Source organism: Arthrobacter sp. ATA002, from assembly GCF_026898095.1.
Taxonomy (GTDB): domain Bacteria; phylum Actinomycetota; class Actinomycetes; order Actinomycetales; family Micrococcaceae; genus Arthrobacter_B.
Genome location: NZ_CP114015.1, coordinates 2,846,917 through 2,863,652, shown reverse-complemented (window position 1 = coordinate 2,863,652; position 16,736 = coordinate 2,846,917). Strand labels below are relative to the sequence as shown.

The window sequence follows — 16,736 nt, the reverse complement described above, 5'->3', positions numbered from 1 at the left end:
CTTCACTGAACCTGCGGTACCAATGTTCGTGTTGACCATTGACCAGAAAGGCAGCCGCAGCGGCCGGGACCGGGTTCCTGATCTTTTGGAGCTGCTCCGCGGCCTGCCCATGGACCTGCCGTTCGAACGGTCAGTGGGGGATGAAGTCCAGGGTCTTACCGCTGATGCGGGCACGGCGGTGGACGCGGCCCTGCGGGCACTGAAGGACGGACACTGGTCGGTGGGGATCGGTGTCGGCGCGGTGCACACTCCGCTGCCGGCCAGCACACGGGAAGCCTCCGGGCCCGCGTTTGTCGCAGCGCGCGATGCGGTGGAGCGCGCCAAGAAAACGGGTGACCGGCCGCCGGTGGCGGTCACGGGCCCCGCCGGAGCCGCCGAGGCCGAAGCGGTCCTGGTGCTGATTGGACGGTTGATCCGGGACCGGACCGCCGAACAGTGGCGGGTCCTGGAGCAGGTGGAACCCGGGACCCGGGGCGCCCAGAGCGCCGCGGCCCGCAAGCTCGGAATCAGTCCGCAGTCAGTGGGCAAAACGATCGCCCGAGCCGGTTGGCAGGAGGAGTGGGCGGCCCGCCCGGCCGCGGCCGTGCTGCTCGCCCGCGCCGGAGAAAACTCCGCCAGAGAGACCCGCGCCGGGGAAAAGTCCGCCGGGGAACATCCGGCCGGCGTGGAAACGGGGACCATTTAATGGACTTCATCTGGATAGTCCTGACCCTGGCGGCTGCGGCTGTTCTCGGGTGGCCGGTGACCGCCGCCGTCCTGCGCCTGGCCCGGGCAGTGGAAAACTCGGGACCTCCCTTTTCCGATACCGATCCCGCTGCCGACCAGGACTTGGACGCCTCGCTCACCAACGGAGCACGGGTGCCCGCAGGCCCTCCGCCGCCGGCTGCATCCGGTGCGAAAAGGCCGGCCGGAGCCGCGCACCGCCGCAGCGCTCCGGCGCCGGGTTCGGTGCTTCGCGGCGGCCTGGTGATCGGAGTCCTCGAACGGCTGGCCGTGGCTGCTTCCGTGCTGGCCTCCGAGCCGGTCGCCATCGCCTACGTCGTGGCGATCAAGGGCCTGGGCCGGTACGCAGAGCTTAAGGACACACCCGCGGCCGCCGAACGGTTCATTATCGGGACTTTGACCTCCATGCTGTGGGCTGTGGGGGTGGCTGCGGCGGCCCGCGCCTTCCTGCTCTGAGCCCGTGATCCCGTAGGCTTGGGGCCATGAGCATTTTTGCAGTTGAATACGTGTACGACGCCGATTCCGCCCCCCTTCGTGACGAGCACCGCCCCGCCCACCGGGAGTGGCTGGCCGGTCTGGCGGAGCAGGGGCGTCTGCTGACCTCGGGCCCGTTCACTGACGGCGCCGGTGCTTTGCTGATTTTCACCGCCGAGGACGAAGCTGATCTGTCCAGCCTGGTGATGCAGGACCCCTTCGCCGCCGCCGGCGCCATATCGGGCATGAAGACCACCGAATGGACGCCGGTCATTGGCGCCTTTGCCGATCTCGTCTAAGCCCTGAACGATATTCGTACCTCCCGCATCGGTGCGGGTGGATAATGGATTAGCGCATTCCCGCAGTGCGCTTTAGCCGAATAACTGCCGATGAGGCACATGGAGGACGTTTTGACCTCGGTCAACCTTGGAATGCCAGCAGCACCGCCGCCCACCCTCGCGCCGCGGCGCAAGACCCGCCAGATCAAAGTGGGATCCGTGGGGGTCGGGTCGGATTTCCCCATCAGCGTCCAGTCCATGACGACGACGCCCACCACGGACATCAACGCCACCCTGCAGCAGATTGCGGAGCTGACGGCCTCGGGCTGCGACATCGTCCGGGTGGCCTGCCCCAGCGCCGACGACGCCGCGGTGTTGCCGATCATTGCCAAGAAATCGCAGATTCCGGTGATCGCCGACATCCACTTCCAGCCCAAGTATGTTTTTGCGGCCATTGAGGCCGGCTGTGCCGCGGTCCGCGTGAACCCGGGCAACATCCGGAAGTTCGACGACCAGATCAAGGAAATCGCCCAGGCCGCTAAAGACCACGGAACCTCGATCCGCATCGGCGTCAACGCCGGTTCGCTGGATCCGCGCCTGCTCGCCAAGTACGGCAAGGCCACGCCGGAGGCACTGGTGGAGTCCGCGGTCTGGGAGGCGTCGTTGTTCGAGGAACACGACTTTCACGATTTCAAGATCTCCGTCAAGCACAATGATCCCGTGGTCATGGTGCGCGCCTACGAGCTGCTGGCTGAACGCGGGGACTGGCCGCTGCACCTGGGCGTGACCGAAGCCGGTCCGTCGTTCCAGGGAACGATCAAGTCCGCCACCGCCTTTGGCGCCCTCCTGTCCAAGGGCATCGGCGACACCATCCGCGTGTCGCTGTCCGCTCCTCCGGTGGAGGAAATCAAGGTGGGCAACCAGATTCTGCAGTCGCTGAACCTGCGCCCGCGCAAGCTGGAAATCGTGTCCTGCCCGTCCTGCGGCCGTGCCCAGGTGGACGTGTACACTCTCGCAGAGCAGGTAACTGCCGGGCTCGAGGGCATGGAAGTTCCGCTCCGGGTGGCTGTCATGGGCTGTGTCGTCAACGGACCGGGCGAGGCCCGGGAAGCTGACCTCGGCGTCGCCTCCGGCAACGGCAAGGGACAGATCTTTGTTAAGGGGGAAGTCATCAAGACTGTCCCCGAGGACCAGATCGTTGAGACCCTCATTGAAGAGGCTATGAAGATCGCAGAGAGCATGGGGGATACCGATGGCGAAAATGCTGGCACGGGTGGCCCCATGGTTACAGTCGGCTAAGACCGGAACTCCCGGCCACAGTGGCCGGGGTGTCCGCGGGAGCGGCACCGGGATGCTCCGCGTCCTGGACAAGGCCGACACCGACGCGCTCTGGGCCCTGGCCGAGACCGACCCGGTTGCCAACATTTTCCTGCTCTCGCACCTCGAGACGACCCGCAGCGCCGCGCCCACACCGGCCGGCGGGCGGGTCGTCGGCGTTTTCGACCACGGTCACCTCACCGCTGCGTGCTGGGCCGGCGTCAACGTGGTGCCGGTGGGGGTCACTACCGATACGGGCCCCGAGATCGGTGCGTACCTGGCGCGGTCCGGACGCCGTTACTCCTCGATCTTCGGGCCGGCCGAGGCCGTGCTGTCGATATGGTCCGAGCTGCAGCACTCCAGTCCGCAGCCCTTCGACGTGCGCAGCGACCAGCCGCTGCTGCAGATGACCGGAGTGTCGCAGGTGCAGCCCGCCCCGGGGCTGCGATATGCCCAGCCCTCGGAACTCGACGTCCTGCTTCCGGCCTGCGCCGCCATGTTCGAAGAGGAAGTGGGGTATTCACCCGTCGCCGGCGGCAGCCACCATTACCGCCAGCGGGTCAAGTCCCTGATCGCGCGGCAGCAGTCACTGGTCGACTTCGATGCCTCCGGACGGGTTGTGTTCAAGGCCGAGCTGGGTACGGTGTCCAGCGGCGCCGTCCAGATCCAGGGCGTCTGGATGAACCCGGAGTACCGCGGACGGGGGCTCAGCGCCCCTACATGTCGGCGGTGGTTGAGGCCGCCCGCCAGGTGGCGCCCGTGGTGAGCCTGTACGTCAATTCCTACAACGCTCCGGCCCGTGCCACGTATGAAACGGTGGGGTTCGAGCAGGTCGGGACCTTCGCCACGATCCTGTTCTGACCAGGTCCCCGCGGCGGCCGCGGTCGTATTTCGCATGACGCGCATCACCTCAGTAAGATGCTCAGTGTGCTTTCAATAAGACGAAAGTGCGTGGCAGCACCAACCGCCCGCTTCCGGACTGACGCCGGAGGACGGGACACAAACTGGGGGAAAGAATCATATGAACAAGTCCATGAAGGCCGGTGCCCTGCTGATCGCCGGTGTCTTTGCGCTGTCGGGATGCGGCGGCTCCGGCGATTCGGCCGAAGCTGCGGCAGACTCTTCGGCGACCGCCGAAGCGGCATCACCCACGCCCACTCCGACGCCCACGCCGGCCGTAGGCCGCGAGCAGTACACCCCGGACGAGCTCGAAGCAGCTCTCACGGCCGTGAAGGAGGACCAGGGGCTGCCCGGGCAGATCGCCAATGATGCGGCAGTGCGCCCCGAGCTGGAAGGGGTCGAGGGAGCCCTCGACACCATTACCATCACACCCGAAGAATGCAGCGACCTGGCATCCGCCAACCTTGGGGAAAAGATCGACAGCTCCACCGTGGCCATCATGCAGCTCAGCGCCACGGACGCACTGACGGTCATCAGCTTCGAGGATGCGGAGCTCATCGACGAGCAGGTTGCGAACAACGACCAGCAGATGGTCGACTGCTCCACCTTCCAGATGGAGACGCAGGGCCAGGTGTTCACCGCAAGTGCCGAAGAGGTTGACGCGTCCACCGACGCCGTCACCACGCAGGCCTACAGCGTGACCATCGATATGGCCGGCCAGCAAACCACAACCCTCCAGATCAGCGGATTCGCCGGCACCACGAACATCACTGTCAGCATGAGCGATCCGGTTGATCCGGCAGGCGCGCAGGCCGAGGCCGAGAAGCTCATCGACGCGGTGCTCGCCGAACTGGAAGAGTAACCGGACCGGCCTTCCGGCCATCCAGCCTCAATCACAGCAACAAAGCCGTACGGCGCGGTGCCGGACGGCGGAACACCTATGGGGGAACCACATATGAACAAGTCCATGAAGGCCGGTGCGCTGCTCATCGCCGGTGTTTTCGCGCTCTCTGGCTGCGGCAGCTCCGACGAAACCGCCACCGCGGATTCACCGGCCTCCGGCTCGCCGTCACCCACGCCCACTCTGGCCGTAGGCCAGGAGCAGTACACGGCGGACGAGCTCGAAGCAGCACTCACCGCCGTCAAGACCAGCGAGGGCCTGACCGGTGAGGTGGAAAACGATGCCATGCTCCGTCCCCAGCTGGAGGAGACCACCCTCTCCGGCGTTGTGACCACACCCGAGCAGTGCAACATTCTCGTGTCGTCCTTCTTCGACGAAAAGATCGCCGGGGGAAACCTCGCCACCGTTGGCCTGGACAGCAGCGACACGCTGATGCTGATCAGCTACGAGGACGCTTCCGTCCTGGAGGAGCAGGCCGGGAGCAGCGAGCAGCTCATCAAAGACTGCGTCGATTTCGAAATGGCACTTGACGGCGCCGTCATCACCGGCGCGGTGGAAGGCCTGGAGGCCTCCACCGACGCACCGTCCACCCAGGCGTACCGGACGGTGATTACCCGGGCAGACGGCGGCGAGGCGTCAACCATCCAGGTCAGCGGACTCTCCGGCACGCTCAACCTCAGCGTCACCCTGTTCGATCCGGCTGACCCGGACGCGGCAGTGGCGAAGGCCGAGGAGACCATCAACGCGGCGCTCACCGAACTCGAAAAGGAGTAGCCGGGCCGACGCCGAACCGTGCGAACGGGCCGGGCCTGCAGCGCAGGCCCGGCCCCGCCGTCGTACTGCCTGTCCGGCAGGAGCGGCAGCAGGCGCTAGATTAGAGGGGAGCGTTATTTCCCATTTTTCCCAGCTTGAATGCAGCCGGCGGCTGCAGAAACGGATACCCAGCGTGGTCCTTCGACTCTCCACTCTTTTCCTGCGCACACTGCGCGAAGACCCTTCCGACGCCGACGTCGCCAGCCACCGCCTGCTGGTGCGCGCCGGCTACATCCGCCGGGCCGCCCCGGGCATTTATTCCTGGCTGCCGCTGGGGCTGCGGGTGCTCGGCCGGGTTGAGGCCATCATCCGCGAGGAAATGGCGGCCATCGGCGCCCAGGAAGTGCACTTTCCTGCCCTGCTGCCCCGTGAACCGTACGAGGCCACCAACCGCTGGACGGAATACGGCGATAACCTCTTCCGCCTGCAGGACCGCAAGGGCAACGACTACCTGCTGGCACCCACCCACGAGGAAATGTTCGCGCTGCTGGTCAAGGACCTGTACAACTCGTACAAGGACCTGCCGGTCTCGCTGTTCCAGATCCAGAACAAGTACCGCGACGAAGCCCGGCCGCGCGCCGGTCTGCTCCGCGGCCGCGAATTCATCATGAAGGACTCCTACTCCTTCGACATTGACGACGACGGGCTGGAAGCCAGCTACCAGGCGCACCGCGGTGCCTACCTGCGCATTTTCGAGCGGCTGGGCCTGGACATCGTGGTCGTATCGGCCGTGTCCGGTGCCATGGGCGGATCCAAGTCCGAGGAATTCCTGCATCCGACCCCGGTTGGCGAAGACACTTACGTCCGCTCCGCGGGCGGGTACGCCGCCAACGTCGAAGCCGTCAGCACTGTTCCTCCCGCCGAGACCGACTTCAGCGGCGCCCCCGCCGCACAGGTCGTGGACACCCCCGACACTCCGACCATTGACACCCTGGTGGCCGACGTCAATGCCCGCTTCGCCCGCGAATCAGGGGAGTGGACCGCCGCTGACACCTTGAAGAACGTTGTCCTGGCCGTCACGCTGCCCACCGGTGAGCGCCGGATCGTCGTCGTCGGCGTTCCGGGCGACCGCGCCGTGGACCTCAAGCGGATCGAGGCGAACATCGCCGCGCACGTGGAAATCGGCGGCGAGTTGGAGGTCGACGCCGCCACCGACGAGGACATCAAGAAGCACCCGGGCCTGGTCAAGGGTTACATCGGCCCGGGCCTGTCCGTCGAAGAGCCGGTCCTGGGCACCGAATCCGCCACCGGCCTGCTGTACCTCGTGGATCCCCGCGTGGTCTCCGGGACCAGCTGGATCACCGGCGCCAACGAAGCCGGCAAGCACGTCATCGGCCTCGTCGCCGGCCGCGACTTCACCTGGGACGGCGTCATCGAAGCCGTCGAGGTGCGTGAAGGAGACGAGGCCCCGGACGGTTCCGGACCGCTCGAAGCTGCCCGCGGCATCGAAATGGGCCACATTTTCCAGCTCGGCCGCAAGTACGCTGAAGCTCTCGGGGTGAAGGTGCTGGACAAGAACGGCAAGCTGGTCACCGTGACCATGGGCTCGTACGGTGTGGGCGTGACCCGCGCGGTTGCCGCCCTGGCCGAGTCCTACCACGACGAGAAGGGCATTGTCTGGCCGCGCGCCGTCGCCCCCGCCGACGTCCACGTGGTCGCCACCGGCCGCGGCGAAGAAATCTTTGCCGCCGCCGCCGCACTGTCCGAGGAGCTCGAAGCCGCGGGACTGGAAGTCATTTACGATGACCGCCCCAAGGTCTCTCCCGGCGTGAAGTTCGGCGACGCCGAGCTCATCGGCGTGCCGACCATCCTGGTGGTCGGCCGCGGCCTGGCCGACGGCGTCGTGGAGATCAAGGACCGCGCCACCGGCGTTGCCGAAAACATTCCGGTGGCTGAAGCGGTGGAGTACGTGCGCCGCGCCGCAGCGCAGTAGCATCCAGTGGTCTCCGGTCTCGAGGAGATCCAGCTCGCCACCATCCTGCTTGTGGTGGTGGCGGGCCTGGCCGCCGGTTGGGTTGACGCCGTTGTGGGCGGCGGCGGACTGCTGCAGCTGCCGGCCATGCTGCTGATTCCGGGGATCACACCGGTGCAGGCGCTGGCCACCAACAAGATGGGCTCCATCTTCGGCACCACCACCAGCGCCATCACCTACTACCGCCGCGCCCACCCGGACCTGAAGACGGCCCTGCCCATGGCCGGCATTGCCCTGGTGGGCAGCTTCGGCGGGGCGGTGCTTGCACTGTCGCTGCCGTCCTCGGTGTTCAAGCCGATCATCGTGGTGGCCCTGATTGTGGTGGCGGTGTTTACGGCCACCCAGCCGACGGTGGGAGAGCTGACCAAGCTGCGCCACCAGGGACGCCGGCACTACGGAACCGCCGCGGCCATCGGCCTGGCGATCGGATTCTACGACGGGTTGATCGGACCGGGGACCGGGTCCTTCCTCATCATTTCCATGGTCACCTTCCTCGGCTACAACTTCCTGGCCGCCAGCGCCAAGGCCAAGATCGTGAACATGGCCACCAACCTGGGCGCCCTGGCGTTCTTCCTGCCCAACGGGGCACTGCTGTGGGGGATCGGCCTGATCCTGGGCCTGGCCAACATGGTGGGCGGCTACATCGGAACACGGATGGCCGTGAAGCAGGGCAGCAAGTTCATCCGCGTGGTGTTCCTGGTGGTGGTTGGCGCCCTGATCTGCAAGCTCGGCTACGACGTGTGGGTGGAGAACATCCGCGGGTAGGCGCCGCCGCCCCGGATCACTCTGCCAGCGCCGATGCCACCCAGGCCGAACGGTCTGCGTCGGCCCGCCGTCCCGACCGCACATACTCCAGGGCATTGGCCACCTCCCGCAGCACACTCCACTGACGGGCGGCTTCCGGATCCAGTCCGCCGGCGGCGCAAAGCCGGAGGAGCCGCCCGCGCAGGCCGCCGCGGGCTGGATCCGGTCGAGTTCATCCATCCGGTTCCAGAGCATGGGAGCGGCGGCGAATTCCGGTTCCCCCACCATGGCCTGCGGGTCGATGGCCACAAAGCCGTGCGTGTCGGCAGGGCCTTCATCGCGGTACAGAATGTTCTCGAAATGCAGGTCGGTATGGACCAGCACGTCGTTGCTGCTGCGCCGCCCCACCGCGCCGCGGGTCTGGCAAACCTCCAGCGCGGCTTCCAACAGACGCCGTTCAAGGGGCCTGCCCAGATCGTCCCACGAGGCGGGAAGCTCATCGGAGAGCTGCTCCGCCCGTTCGGCCAGCGACGGGACCCCGGCCCAGGCGGGGGAGTCGGCCACCGGCAGGGAGAGTTTCCGGATCAGGGCGCCCCATACCTGCAGTGCAGTTTCCATCCCGGTGCCGGACAGGCTCCGGCGGTGGTTCAGGCGCTCGAGCAGCAGTGTGCCGCTGTCGGCATGGCTGGCATACAGCCGTACTGCTCCATGCCCCGACCACAGGGACAGGGCCGCCGGCTCAGTCAGCGACTCGTCATGTGGGAATGCCACCTTCAGCACAGCGGGCCCGCAGGGCGATGCAACCGGAAGGACCAGGGCACCGTGGCCGTGCCACGGGTCGTTTCCCCGCAGGTCCACGGACAGGTCCCAGCGCCGCAGAGCGGCATCGATGAGCACCGGAAGAGCGGCGAGCCAGTCCCGGCCGGCACGGGTGCGGGCATACCGCCGGCCCAGGGCGTCGGGAATGGACACCGGCGCCCTCATCCGGGCACCCGGGTCGTGGTCCGGCGTCCTTGAGCGGCGGTGCGGGGCACCGGCCGGCCCTCGGGGGCAAAGACGGCACCGGTGGCGCTGGCAGGATACTGGCGCAGGAACATGACTACAGGCTAAGCGGTGCCGGCGGCCTGCGGCAGCCCCGCCGCACCGTCGCGTTCCAGCCCCGCCGCACCGTCGGGTTCCAGCCCGGGTGCAGCGGGAACGGGACCTGACTCCGTGTAGAGGCTGGCGCACAGTTCGGCCAGCCGCTCCACTGCCCAGGCGCGGACGGATCCGTTTCCCAGGGCTGCCAGATCCGCGTAGACGGCGGGCAGGGAAGCCTGCAGGGCGTCGAGGGCTTCGGCCGGATCCGCTTCGAACGACGCCGGCAGCGAGAAGGCCGGCGCAGGGGTCAGCGCGGGAAGGCAGACCTCGGGCAGCAGCTGCACTCCCTCGGCTCCGGCCGCTAGATGCTCTTCCCGGCGGTCTGCCAGAGCCGCACCAACCCGCGCGTTGGCGGTGCGGGCCATGCCCACCTCGTAGGCATACGCCGCACCGAACTCGGCATCGACGGCGGCCTGCAGCGCCGCTGCCGCGTCCGGGGCCGAACCGCTGCCCCGGGTCCCGGACCAAGACGTGGTTTTCGACTCCGCCGCCGCTCCGGCAGCGCAGTGGTTGCTGTCCGGAGCCGGCGCAGCCTGAGCGACCGGCGTCCAGGGCTCCGGTGAGTCCAGACCGGCTGCCTCGGCGGCGCGGGATGCCAGCACCTGCTGGGCCGCTCCGGTGGCCGCCAGTAAACGGGCGGTTCCGGCGTCGGCCCGGAGGGCGGCATCAAGGCTATGGCGGGCAGAGGCGGTGACGGACCGGATGTACGCGGCAGCGGGCTTGGACGCGCCGCCGCCGGACTCGACGCCGGGGGAGACGGGAGCGCTCGAGGACGCGGCACCGGAGGATGCGGCAGGAAAGGGCGGGACGCCGGGGCGGAAGCTGCCCGGCCGGGTCAACAGAACCGACTGCTCGTCCAGGACCGCGGCCTGACGGGACAGCTCGGCAGCCAACTGCCCTGAATCCTCCGCGTCAGCCAGGGTGCGGGCCAGCCGCGAAAGTTCCACAGCAGAGGCCCGGGCGTCAGTCTGGGCGATTTCCGAGAAACTGGCGGGCCGGCCCTCACCGGCTCCGTTTCCGGCGACCATCCCCAGGCTCAGGACCACGGCCGCCAGCACCAGCAGCAGAGTGGTACGCCTCACGCCGCCCAGGACCGCCATCGCCCGTCCGGCGCGGCCGGCCGCGGGCGTTCTGCGGGACGGGGGCTTTTTCACTACTTTCGATGATGCCATGAACGGGCCCCCGTCTGCTGCGATGCCGTGGGGACTCAGGAAAGTCGGTACGCTAGTAGGTACAACATCATCTAGTGGGAGGCACCTATGGCGGTTCGGCCCAGCCCCAAAAAAGACACGTCATCGGATTACCGCAAAAAGGCCATGCACGCAGAAATCGCAGCTGAAACCCAGCGGCTCAAAAACTTCCTTGCTCCCACGGTTGAACAGCAGCAGCTTTTCCTCGAGGACATTGAAATCAAGATGGCCGGTGCCAGCCGCACCGTGCACGTCATCGTCGACCTTCCCGAGGGTGAGGCCGGAGGGGTCAGCCTGGACCGGATCTCCGACGTCGCACACGCGCTTTCCGAAGCGATGGACTCCGATCCGCACGACGACGGACGCCCCTACAGCCTGGAGGTTTCATCCCCGGGTGTATCGCGCCCCCTGACCGAGCCGCGGCACTGGCGGCGCAATATCGGGCGCATGGTCACCGTGAACGTCCTGACCGGTGACGACGTCCGGGGCCGCCTGGTCTCCGTCGAAGCCGACGGCATCACGCTGATACCGGAGCTGCCGGTTAAGAAAGGGATGAAACCGAAGCAGGGCGAGCAGACCAGCCTGCCCTTCGGCGACATCCGCAAGGGACGCGTAGAAGTGGAATTCGCGCATATCGAAGACGTACCGCTGGACGGCCCCGCCGACAGTGATGAAGAAACCACAGCTGAGGAGGCCCAGATGGATATTGATATGAGTGCGCTGAGGCTGTTGGAACGCGAACGGGAGATCCCCCTGGATCTGTTGGTTCCGACCATCGAGCAGGCGCTTTTGGTGGCTTACCACAAGACCGCCGGGGCGCAGGACAAGGCCCGCGCGGAGGTGGACCGCAAGAACGGCCACGTGACCATCTGGGCCACCGAGCTCGACGACGACGGCGAGGCCGTGGGCGAGTTCGACGACACCCCCACCGGTTTCGGACGGATCGCCGCGAGCACGGCACGCCAGATCATCCTGCAGCGGCTGCGCGACGTCGAAGACGACGCCATTGTGGGTGAGTTCAAGGGCCGCGAGGGCGAGATCGTCTCCGGACAGATCCAGCAGGGCAACAACCCTCACATGATCCAGGTCAATCTGGGCACCGTGGAGGCACTGCTGCCTCCCACCGAACAGGTTCCGGGTGAGAAGTACACGCACGGTTCCCGGCTGCGCGCCTTCGTGGTCGACGTGCGCCGCGGCTTCAAGGGCCCGTCCATTACACTCTCGCGTTCGCACCCGGGCCTGGTCCGGAAGCTCTTCGAGCTGGAGGTTCCCGAGATCGCCGACGGCAGCGTGGAGATTGTTGCGCTGGCCCGTGAAGCCGGCCACCGGACCAAAATCGCCGTAAAGGGCCATGTTCCCGGCATCAACGCCAAGGGAGCATGCATCGGTGAAATGGGTTCGCGTGTCCGTGCGGTCATGACGGAACTGCACGATGAAAAAATCGACATCGTTGACTTCAGCGAGGATCCGGCGACGTTCATCGCCAACTCGCTGTCGCCGTCGCGCGTCAACTCCGTAACCATCACCGACGAGGACACCCGTTCCGCACGCGTTGTGGTCCCCGATTACCAGCTGTCGCTGGCCATCGGCAAAGAGGGACAGAACGCCCGGCTGGCAGCGAAGCTGACCGGATGGCGGATCGATATCGTTTCCGACGCCAAGAGCGCATAACCGGGCAGGTCAGCCGGTGGATGCGGCACAGGGAGAGAAACGCGTTAGAATGTATGAAGCCGGGTCGCCGTCCGCTTTCTTTTGTCCCCTGCAGCCTCAGGCGCTGCAGCGCATGTTCCACAGAGAACGTGCATCGGGTGCAGGAAAACGGATGACCAGGCTGTTCTGATGCGGCTGGTTGGTGTGGATATGGACGGCAGGATTGCCGTCCAGGTCGACGAACACCGCCGCATGTCTGGCCGCGGTGCCTGGGTGCACCGCGGGACAGCATGCTTTGCAGCAGCGCTTCGGCGACGTGCTTTCCACCGGGCCTTTCGGGGCCAGGCGGACACCACGGACGCGGAGGCTTGGTTCAAGGCTCTTGAGGATGCTCCGACCGGGAGCAAACTCGAAACCGTCCAACCTGAAAGCGGGTCAGAAATCTGATGGAAACCCGATGAGTACCCAGCGATGAGTACTTCTTTGTGCTCTGTGAAGGGCCCTGCTGTGACTGCAGTGGAAGCCCGCAGGAAATAGACGGTTCGTACCTGGCTCGGTGCGGACCGAGACAGGAGAAATGTGGCCAAGGTCCGCGTACACGAGCTCGCCAAAGAGCTCGGCATCACTTCGAAGGACGCAGTTGCAAAACTGCAGGAACTGGGCGAATTCGTCCGTTCCGCTTCCTCAACCATTGAGGCACCCGTAGTCAAGAAGCTTCGGGGCGCCTTCCCGGCTTCCGAAGCCAAGTCCGATTCCAAGCCCGCCGCGTCTGCTGGCACGCCGGGCCCCCGCCCGGCTGCTGCACCGGCCGCTCCGGCACCGGCAGCACCCGCCGCACCTGCTCCGGCAGCGCCGGCACCTGCTGCGCCTGCTGCTGAGACTCCGGCTGCCCCGGCTGCACCGGCGCCCGCTGCTGAGGCGCCGGCCGCGCCGGCCACCGAAAAGCCGGCAGCTGCGCCGTCGCCGGGCGTCAAGCCCGGCGCACGTCCGGGCCCCAAGGCTCCGGAGGCTGAAAAGCCGGCTGAAAAGCCTGCTGCCTCCGCCGAGAGCGGCAGCCGCAGCAACGCCCCGCGTCCGGGCGCTCCGCGTCCGGCGGCACGGCCGGGCAACAACCCGTTTGCTCCGTCCCAGGGCATGCCGCGCCCCCGTGGCCGCGGCGAGAACGACCGTGGGACCGGCGCACCGCGTCCGGGCAACAACCCGTTCGCTCCGTCCCAGGGCATGCCCCGCCCGGGCCGCCGTGACGAGAACACCGAGCGTCCCGCAGCAGCGGGCGCCGGCGGTCCCCGCCCGGCAGCCGGTTCCGGCGGCCCGCGTCCGGGCGCTCCGCGTCCGGGTGCACCCCGTCCGGGCGCTCCGCGTCCGGCATCGGCACGTCCCGCCGGTCCCGGCGGCCCCCGCCCGACTCCGGGCATGATGCCCAACCGCACCGAGCGTCCGGTAGCCCCGGCACGCGGCGGCGCCGGCGGCGGACCCCGCAGGGGTCCGGGCGGTGCTCCGGGCGGAGCTCCCGGTGCAGGCGGCGGCGCTCCCGTTGGCGGCGGCTTCGGCAAGGGCGGCCGCGGACGCGGCGGCACTGCCGGTGCTTTCGGCAAGGGCGGCGCAGGACGCGGCAAGCAGCGCAAGTCGAAGCGGGCAAAGCGGCAGGAACTGGAGCAGATGTCAGCTCCGTCGCTGGGCGGCGTTTCGGTGCCCCGCGGCGACGGCAACACTGTTGTCCGTCTGCGCCGCGGCGCGTCCATCACGGACTTCGCCGACAAGATTGAGGCAAACCCGGCAGCACTGGTGACCGTACTGTTCCACCTCGGTGAAATGGCAACGGCCACGCAGTCCCTGGACGAAGAAACGTTCGGCGTGCTCGGTTCGGAACTGGGTTACAAGATCCAGGTTGTCTCGCCGGAAGACGAAGAGCGCGAACTGCTGAGCACGTTCGACATCGACTTCGATGCCGAACTGGAAGCGGAAGGCGACGACCAGCTGGAGGCGCGTCCTCCGGTAGTCACGATCATGGGTCACGTTGACCACGGTAAGACCCGCCTGCTGGATGCCATCCGGAACACCAAGGTGGTTGAAGGCGAAGCCGGCGGCATTACCCAGCACATCGGTGCCTACCAGATCCAGTTCGACCACGAGGGCGCCACCCGTCCGATCACCTTCATTGACACCCCGGGCCACGAGGCGTTCACCGCCATGCGTGCACGCGGTGCCAAGGTGACCGACATCGCCGTCCTGGTTGTCGCAGCCGACGACGGCGTCATGCCGCAGACGATTGAAGCGCTGAACCACGCCCAGGCAGCGGATGTGCCGATCGTGGTCGCAGTGAACAAGATCGACAAGGAAGGCGCCAACCCGGAGAAGGTCCGCGGCCAGCTGACCGAATACGGACTGGTTCCCGAGGAATACGGTGGCGACACCATGTTCGTGGAGGTCTCTGCCCGCCAGAACCTCAACATCGACGCCCTGCTCGAGGCCGTGCTGCTCACCGCGGACGCTGCCCTGGACATGCGCGCCAACCCGAACAAGGACGCCCGCGGTATTGCGATCGAAGCAAACCTGGACAAGGGCCGCGGTGCAGTTGCCACCGTCCTGGTCCAGTCCGGAACGCTGAAGGTTGGCGACACGATCGTTGCCGGAACAGCCCACGGCCGTGTCCGCGCCATGTTCAACGAGAACGGCGAGACCGTCGCCGAGGCCGGACCTTCCCGTCCGGTCCAGGTGCTGGGTCTGTCCAACGTTCCCCGCGCCGGCGATACGTTCTTCGTGACCGACGACGAGCGTACGGCCCGCCAGATCGCCGAGAAGCGTGAAGCAGCTGACCGCAACGCGGCCCTGGCCAAGCGCCGCAAGCGCATCAGCCTTGAGGACTTCGACCAGGCCGTTGCTGACGGCAAGGTTGACACCCTTAACCTCATCCTCAAGGGTGACGTTTCCGGTGCCGTGGAAGCCCTGGAAGACTCGCTGCTCAAGATCGACGTCGGCGAAGGCGTGCAGCTGCGCGTCATCCACCGCGGCGTGGGTGCCATCACGCAGAACGACGTCAACCTGGCGACGGTGGACAACGCCGTCATCATTGGCTTCAACGTCAAGCCGGCCGAGCGCGTTGCCGACCTGGCAGAGCGCGAAGGCGTGGACATGCGCTTCTACTCCGTCATCTACGCAGCAATCGATGACATTGAGCTTGCGCTCAAGGGCATGCTCAAGCCGGAGTACGAAGAGGTCCAGCTCGGCACCGCCGAGGTCCGCGAAGTCTTCCGTTCCTCCAAGTTCGGAAACATTGCCGGCTCGATCGTCCGCTCCGGTATTATCCGCCGCAACGCCAAGGCACGGGTCACCCGCGATGGAAAGGTCATCGGCGAGAACCTCACCGTTGACTCCCTCAAGCGGTTCAAGGACGACGCCACCGAGGTCCGCACGGACTTCGAGTGCGGTATCGGCCTGGGCTCGTTCAACGACGTCAAGGAAGGCGACATCATCGAAACCTTCGAAATGCGGGAGAAGCCGCGCGTCTAGCAGTACCCCGCGGGGCTGCCGGTATTCCGGCGGCCCCGCCCCGGCGGCCGGCCGGCACCATGGTGCCGGCCCCCGCCGAGGTCGGCCAGGCCCCCGGCTTTGCCCGGAGGCGGCCGCGCACGACATATGACGTACACGAATTGCCGGCCGGCGCCGTCGCCGTTGTACGATCCCAAAAATCTTAGTTAAGGAGAGGTAATGGCAGATCCAGCACGCGCTGCAAAGCTCGCTGACCGAATCAAGGTTGTAGTTGCCCAGGCGCTGGAACGGCGGATCAAGGATCCCCGGCTGGGGTTTGTGACCCTCACCGACGCCCGCGTCACCAACGACCTGCAGCACGCAACCCTGTACTACACGGTCTTCGGCGACGAGGCCCAGCAGGCAGACACCAAGGCCGCCCTGGAATCCGCCCGCGGAATCCTGCGCGCCGAGGTCGGCAAGAACATCACCGTGCGGCTGACGCCCACACTGGAATTCGTTCCCGACGAAATTCCGGTCAACGCCAGCCACCTGGAAGAGCTCATCCGCGCCGCGAAGGCGCGCGACGCCGAGCTTGAAGCCCTCAAGAAAGGCGCCACGTACGCCGGTGACGCCGATCCGTACCGCAGGGACGAGGACTTCGACGAGGACGACGCCGATGAGGAGACTCCGGCCGGTTCCGACGCCAAGTAAGCCGGCGGTGCCGCTTCTTTCATGAGAAACGGTCTCAGCAGGCAAGGGGAGGGGGACGGTTCCGAAAGGAACCGTCCCCCTCCCTTTTTGTTGTCTGGGGCGGTGCTGCTATTTTCCGTCCCCGTGAGTGCTGCCGTTCCCATGAATGCCGTGAAAGTGGCCTGCACCGCCGTGGCCGCCGTAGCAGTGGTCGTCCCCGTCATCCAGTTCAATGCTGATGATCCGGCCGGCGGGAGGACCCGGTTCCACCGGCGGTTCCACCGGCGGTTCCACCGGAGGGGCCACCGGCGGCTGTCCCGGAGCCGGTTCCTCGGGCAGGCCCCCGGGAGGCAGGGCATCCACCGAAGCGTAAAGAACGTCACCTCGCAGTTCGACGGCGGCGGGCTGGTTGACTTCGTAGAACAGCTCCGGCGTATCGGACCCCGCGGGCACCACCGAAATCCGGTTGCCAA

Annotated in this window: 16 protein-coding genes and 2 pseudogenes; 15 read left to right on the top strand and 3 right to left on the bottom strand. The window is 66.9% G+C overall.

Annotated features, from left to right (window positions below; all coding sequences use genetic code 11):
* The first annotated feature begins 22 nt into the window (after window positions 1-22).
* From OL239_RS14180 to OL239_RS14140, 10 genes are all read left to right on the top strand, one after another.
* Window positions 23-685: a MarR family transcriptional regulator gene (locus OL239_RS14180; protein ID WP_268909457.1), complete on the top strand. Its 663-nt coding sequence runs from the start codon at window positions 23-25 to the stop codon at window positions 683-685.
* Entirely contained in the window at window positions 685-1,179 is a 495-nt protein-coding gene (locus OL239_RS14175) for a hypothetical protein (protein WP_268909456.1), read from the top strand. The genes OL239_RS14180 and OL239_RS14175 overlap by 1 nt, the downstream gene beginning before the upstream one ends.
* A 26-nt stretch (window positions 1,180-1,205) precedes the next feature.
* Entirely contained in the window at window positions 1,206-1,496 is a 291-nt protein-coding gene (locus tag OL239_RS14170) for a YciI family protein (RefSeq protein WP_268909455.1), read from the top strand.
* A gap of 111 nt (window positions 1,497-1,607) precedes the next feature.
* Entirely contained in the window at window positions 1,608-2,774 is a 1,167-nt protein-coding gene (gene ispG, locus OL239_RS14165; protein ID WP_268911774.1) for a flavodoxin-dependent (E)-4-hydroxy-3-methylbut-2-enyl-diphosphate synthase, read from the top strand.
* 52 nt (window positions 2,775-2,826) lie between these two features.
* On the top strand, window positions 2,827-3,558 hold the full coding sequence (locus OL239_RS14160) for a GNAT family N-acetyltransferase (protein ID WP_329609238.1): 732 nt from the start codon (window positions 2,827-2,829) through the stop codon (window positions 3,556-3,558).
* The gene (locus tag OL239_RS20280) at window positions 3,552-3,653 is read left to right on the top strand and encodes a GNAT family N-acetyltransferase (protein ID WP_442864153.1); all 102 of its coding nucleotides are present in this window, start codon (window positions 3,552-3,554) and stop codon (window positions 3,651-3,653) included. The genes OL239_RS14160 and OL239_RS20280 overlap by 7 nt, the downstream gene beginning before the upstream one ends.
* Window positions 3,654-3,813: 160 nt before the next feature.
* Window positions 3,814-4,554 (top strand): hypothetical protein, encoded by a 741-nt coding sequence (locus OL239_RS14155; RefSeq protein WP_268909454.1) that lies wholly within the window; start codon window positions 3,814-3,816, stop codon window positions 4,552-4,554.
* Window positions 4,555-4,632: 78 nt separating this feature from the next.
* Window positions 4,633-5,367 (top strand): hypothetical protein, encoded by a 735-nt coding sequence (locus OL239_RS14150; protein WP_268909453.1) that lies wholly within the window; start codon window positions 4,633-4,635, stop codon window positions 5,365-5,367.
* Between the two features lie 172 nt (window positions 5,368-5,539).
* A complete protein-coding gene (locus OL239_RS14145; protein WP_268909452.1) occupies window positions 5,540-7,339 on the top strand; it encodes a proline--tRNA ligase in 1,800 nt (599 codons plus the stop codon).
* A gap of 6 nt (window positions 7,340-7,345) precedes the next feature.
* A complete protein-coding gene (locus OL239_RS14140; protein ID WP_268909451.1) occupies window positions 7,346-8,143 on the top strand; it encodes a sulfite exporter TauE/SafE family protein in 798 nt (265 codons plus the stop codon).
* Between the two features lie 255 nt (window positions 8,144-8,398).
* On the opposite strand, the pseudogene OL239_RS20275 reads toward OL239_RS14140, so the two are convergent.
* A pseudogene (locus OL239_RS20275) lies at window positions 8,399-9,106 on the bottom strand (aminoglycoside phosphotransferase family protein); the annotation flags it as partial.
* A gap of 122 nt (window positions 9,107-9,228) precedes the next feature.
* Window positions 9,229-10,416, bottom strand: a complete 1,188-nt coding sequence (locus tag OL239_RS14135; protein ID WP_268909450.1) for a DUF4439 domain-containing protein — start codon at window positions 10,414-10,416, stop codon at window positions 9,229-9,231.
* Between the two features lie 105 nt (window positions 10,417-10,521).
* Here OL239_RS14135 and rimP point away from each other — a divergent pair.
* From rimP to rbfA, 5 genes and pseudogenes are all read left to right on the top strand, one after another.
* Window positions 10,522-11,067, top strand: a pseudogene (gene rimP / locus OL239_RS14130) (ribosome maturation factor RimP); the annotation flags it as partial.
* An 84-nt stretch (window positions 11,068-11,151) separates the two neighbouring features.
* Window positions 11,152-12,123 (top strand): transcription termination factor NusA, encoded by a 972-nt coding sequence (gene nusA / locus OL239_RS14125; protein ID WP_268911773.1) that lies wholly within the window; start codon window positions 11,152-11,154, stop codon window positions 12,121-12,123.
* Window positions 12,124-12,204: 81 nt separating this feature from the next.
* Window positions 12,205-12,549: a YlxR family protein gene (locus OL239_RS14120; protein ID WP_268909449.1), complete on the top strand. Its 345-nt coding sequence runs from the start codon at window positions 12,205-12,207 to the stop codon at window positions 12,547-12,549.
* 132 nt (window positions 12,550-12,681) lie between these two features.
* On the top strand, window positions 12,682-15,612 hold the full coding sequence (gene infB / locus OL239_RS14115) for a translation initiation factor IF-2 (RefSeq protein WP_268909448.1): 2,931 nt from the start codon (window positions 12,682-12,684) through the stop codon (window positions 15,610-15,612).
* 198 nt (window positions 15,613-15,810) lie between these two features.
* Window positions 15,811-16,284, top strand: a complete 474-nt coding sequence (gene rbfA, locus OL239_RS14110; protein ID WP_268909447.1) for a 30S ribosome-binding factor RbfA — start codon at window positions 15,811-15,813, stop codon at window positions 16,282-16,284.
* Window positions 16,285-16,392: 108 nt separating this feature from the next.
* On the opposite strand, the gene OL239_RS14105 is transcribed toward rbfA, so the two are convergent.
* Window positions 16,393-16,716: a hypothetical protein gene (locus tag OL239_RS14105; RefSeq protein ID WP_268909446.1), complete on the bottom strand. Its 324-nt coding sequence runs from the start codon at window positions 16,714-16,716 to the stop codon at window positions 16,393-16,395.
* Between the last annotated feature and the right edge of the window lie 20 nt (window positions 16,717-16,736).

Bases quoted from the DNA above. Each gene is read 5' to 3' on its own strand.
- OL239_RS14160 (WP_329609238.1), top strand. From the start codon at position 2,827: ATGCTCCGCGTCCTGGACAAGGCCGACACCGACGCGCTCTGGGCCCTG.
- rbfA (WP_268909447.1), top strand. From the start codon at position 15,811: ATGGCAGATCCAGCACGCGCTGCAAAGCTCGCTGACCGAATCAAGGTT.
- OL239_RS14170 (WP_268909455.1), top strand. From the start codon at position 1,206: ATGAGCATTTTTGCAGTTGAATACGTGTACGACGCCGATTCCGCCCCC.
- OL239_RS14175 (WP_268909456.1), top strand. From the start codon at position 685: ATGGACTTCATCTGGATAGTCCTGACCCTGGCGGCTGCGGCTGTTCTC.
- OL239_RS14150 (WP_268909453.1), top strand. From the start codon at position 4,633: ATGGGGGAACCACATATGAACAAGTCCATGAAGGCCGGTGCGCTGCTC.
- OL239_RS14180 (WP_268909457.1), top strand. From the start codon at position 23: ATGTTCGTGTTGACCATTGACCAGAAAGGCAGCCGCAGCGGCCGGGAC.
- OL239_RS14155 (WP_268909454.1), top strand. From the start codon at position 3,814: ATGAACAAGTCCATGAAGGCCGGTGCCCTGCTGATCGCCGGTGTCTTT.
- nusA (WP_268911773.1), top strand. From the start codon at position 11,152: ATGGATATTGATATGAGTGCGCTGAGGCTGTTGGAACGCGAACGGGAG.